Genomic DNA, 3,371 nt, shown 5'->3' with positions numbered 1-3,371 from the left:
TCTCTATACGGGGAGAGGATGCCGGCAGGCAGGTGAGGGGCGGCGCCGACATTTCTAATTATTCGACCTCATAAATAGAGACCCAAACAGTTTGACCACCAGCCCCCTCCTCGACGCCACGGGCGTCGCCAAGAACTACGGCGCGGTCGCCGCCCTGCGCAACGCATCGCTCTCCGTGCTGCCCGGCGAAGTTCACGCGCTGATGGGCGCCAATGGCGCCGGCAAGTCGACGCTGGTGAAGATCCTGACCGGCGCCATTTCAGCCAATGCCGGCCGCGTCCTGATCCGTGGCGAGGCGCGCGACATACGCTCGCCGGCAGCCGCGCGCCGCGCCGGGCTGTTGCCGGTCTACCAGGAGCCGTCGCTGATCCCCGATCTCGACGTGCTGTCCAATCTGCGGCTCACCGGAACGCCGGTCGAGCCGTTCCGCGCCTGGGTGCGCGAACTCGGCATCGCCGACCTCGACCTGCGCGACAGCGCGCGCGACATTCCATTGGCCGTGCTGCGCGTGCTTGATCTGGCCCGGGCGCTCGCCGTTGAACCCGACGTGCTGCTGCTCGACGAGATGACCGCGGCGCTGCCCGCCAACCTTGCCGAAAAGGTGCTGGAAGTGGTCCGCCGCCAGGGTGACGCCGGCCGCGCGGTGATCTTCATCTCCCATCGCTTCGTCGAAATCGCAGCCCTTTGCGACCGCGCCACCGTGCTGCGCGACGGCGAGACTGTCGGCGTCGTCGACATCGTGCCGGGCGTCGAGGAAAAGATCGTCGAGCTGATGCTGGGCACCCGTATCGAAAAGACCAAGATCGCCGCCCGAAGCGCCGGCGAGAAGGCGGCATCCGCCCCTGCCCGACCGCGCATCACCGTGAAAAACCTGCGCGTCGGCATCAAACTCGGCGATGTCTCCTTCGATCTCGCCGATGGCGAAGTGGCCGGCGTCGTCGCGCTCGAAGGCCAGGGCCAGGACGAGCTGTTCGCCGCCCTTGCCGGCTCGATCCGGCCATCCGGCGGCACGATCGAGGTCGACGGCCAGGCAGTAAAATTCTCACATCCGATCGACGCCATCCGATCGGGGATTGCCTATGTGCCCGGCGACCGTTCCGAGGCGCTCGCCATGCAGCGCTCGGTGCGTGAGAACATTGCGCTTCCCTTCAGCGCCGCCCTGCGCAACTGGGGGCCCATTCATATGCGCAAGGAGCGCGCCACGGTGGCAAGCGCCATCCAGCGCCTGCAGATCGACACCCGCGCCCAGGGCGAGGTGCAGCGCCTGTCCGGCGGCAACCAGCAGAAGGTGACCATCGCGCGCTGGATCGCGGCGGACGCCCGCACCATCCTGTGCTTCGATCCGACACGCGGCATCGATGTCGGCACCAAGCAGGAGATCTATAAATTGCTGCGCGAACTCGCCGGCCACGGCAAGTCGGTGCTGTTCTACACCTCGGAACTCGAGGAGGTGCAGCGCGTCTGCGACCGCGTTATCGTCATCTTCGGCGGCCGTCTCGTTGACATCTTTCCGGTCGAGGAAGCGGACGAACCGGCGTTGATGCGGGCCGCCTACGGCCTGCCGCGCGGCGCCAAGGCCGATATCGGCATCCTGGCCGATCCCCAGTCCCCGTCTTCGGGGACGATATCATGAACCATTTCCTGCGCCGCCAGGGCTGGGTGTCAGGCCTGTTCGCCTTGCTGATCATTCTGTTCATCGTCACAAAACTGATCCAGCCCGGTTATGGCAGCGGCGATTTCGGCTCGCTGGCGCGGGCGGTACTGCCTTACGCCTTTGCCGTCGCTGCCCAGACCGTCGTCGTCATCGCCGGCGGCATCGACCTCTCGGTCGCCGCCATGATGGCGCTGACCAGCGTCACCGCCGCCTCGATGATGGCGGGGGCCAGCGAGGAATACGCGCTGTTCGTCGTGCCCTTCGTGCTCGCCATGGGTTTTGTGCTGGGCGCCCTCAACGGCCTGCTCATCGTCGTCACCCGCGTGCCCGACATCGTCGTTACGCTCGCCATGCTGTTCGTGCTGCAAGGGGCGGCCCTGCTGGTGCTCGGCGCGCCGGGCGGCGCCGCGGCAGAATGGCTGAAGGCGATGATCTCGGGCACCGTGCCGATACCGGGCCTGCCCGACGCCATCGACGCCTGGCTGCCCAAGGCGCTGCTGGTGCTGATCGTCTGCCTCTGCGTGATCTGGGTCCCGCTCCGGCGCTCGCGCCTCGGCCTTTCCATCTACGCCATCGGCTCGAGCGAGCTGGCGGCGTTCCGCAGCGGCGTGCCTGTCGCCCGCACGCGCATCATCGCCTACGCGCTGTCCGGGCTGTTCGCGGCCATGGGCGGGCTGGCGCTGACCATGAGCACCGGCATCGGCGCTCCCATTCCCGGCCCCTATCTGCTCGCCAGCGTCGCCGCCGTGGTGCTGGGCGGCGTCGCGCTCGGCGGCGGCAAGGGCGGCCTGCTCGGCCCCATCGTCGCCGTCTTCGTGCTGCGCCTGGTGCGCACGGACCTGACGCTGCTCGCCATCGACCCCAACGTCACCGCCATTATCGAAGGCCTGATCATGGTCGCCGTGGTGATGTTCGGCGCGTTTATCACGATGCGGGGGCGGCAATGATGGGAGAGAGAAATATAGAGCGTAGCGCTCTACGGCGCCCCCCTCTGGCCTGCCGGCCATCTCCCCCACTTGTGGGGAGATTGGCTGTTGTTGCGGCTTTCGCCAATCTTCAACGTTGCAGAAAAGAGTGGGGCGCCAAAGCGGCCAATCTCCCCCCTTGTGGGGGAGATGTCCGGCAGGACAGAGGGGGGCGCCGTAGAGCGCTACCCTCCCAGAACATCGGACCCACCCCATGAGCACATCAGCGATCACCCCCGTCCCCCTCGGCCGCCGTCTAAAACGCTTCATGGCCGACCGGCCGCTCATCCCGCTGATCATCCTGCTGGTCATCCTGGTGGTGATCCTGCAGATCCTGCGTCCCGGCATCGTCAACGAGCGCTGGATCGCCAACACCATCAAATTCGCCATTCCGCTGGCGATCCTTGCCGGCTGCCAGACCATGACCATGTTGACCGGCGGCATCGACCTGTCGGTCGGCACGGTGGCGACGATGAGCGCCTTCATCATGGCGACGCAGATCGTCAGCCAGGACCCGGCGGTGGCGTTCCTGCTGGCGATGATGCCGGCGGTGCTGATCGGCCTCGTCAACGGCATCGGCGTCGGTGTCTTCCGCGTCCACCCGCTGATCATGACGCTGGGCACCAGCCTGATCGGCACCGGCTGTCTGCAGGTCTATCAGCGCACGGTGATCGCGTCGGGTGCCAAGATCCCCGACTTCCTCGCTTGGCTGGGCACCGGCGTCACCTACGGCTTCCCCAACGCGCTGCTGC

Annotated in this window: 2 protein-coding genes and 1 pseudogene; all 3 read left to right on the top strand. The window is 66.9% G+C overall.

The window, feature by feature from the left end; all coding sequences use genetic code 11:
- Positions 1 to 91 precede the first annotated feature (91 nt).
- The gene (locus EOA36_RS31370) at positions 92 to 1,633 is read left to right on the top strand and encodes a sugar ABC transporter ATP-binding protein (protein ID WP_127280751.1); all 1,542 of its coding nucleotides are present in this window, start codon (positions 92 to 94) and stop codon (positions 1,631 to 1,633) included.
- Complete coding sequence (locus EOA36_RS31365) at positions 1,630 to 2,601, top strand: ABC transporter permease (protein WP_127280750.1); 972 nt, start codon at positions 1,630 to 1,632, stop codon at positions 2,599 to 2,601. Before EOA36_RS31370 ends, EOA36_RS31365 begins: the two co-directional genes overlap by 4 nt.
- 232 nt (positions 2,602 to 2,833) lie before the next feature.
- Positions 2,834 to 3,371 (top strand): annotated as a pseudogene (locus tag EOA36_RS31355) (ABC transporter permease); the annotation flags it as partial.

It is taken from the genome of Mesorhizobium sp. M8A.F.Ca.ET.021.01.1.1, from assembly GCF_003998025.1.
Classification (GTDB): Bacteria; Pseudomonadota; Alphaproteobacteria; order Rhizobiales; family Rhizobiaceae; genus Mesorhizobium.
This window is presented reverse-complemented; position numbering and strand designations above follow the sequence as displayed.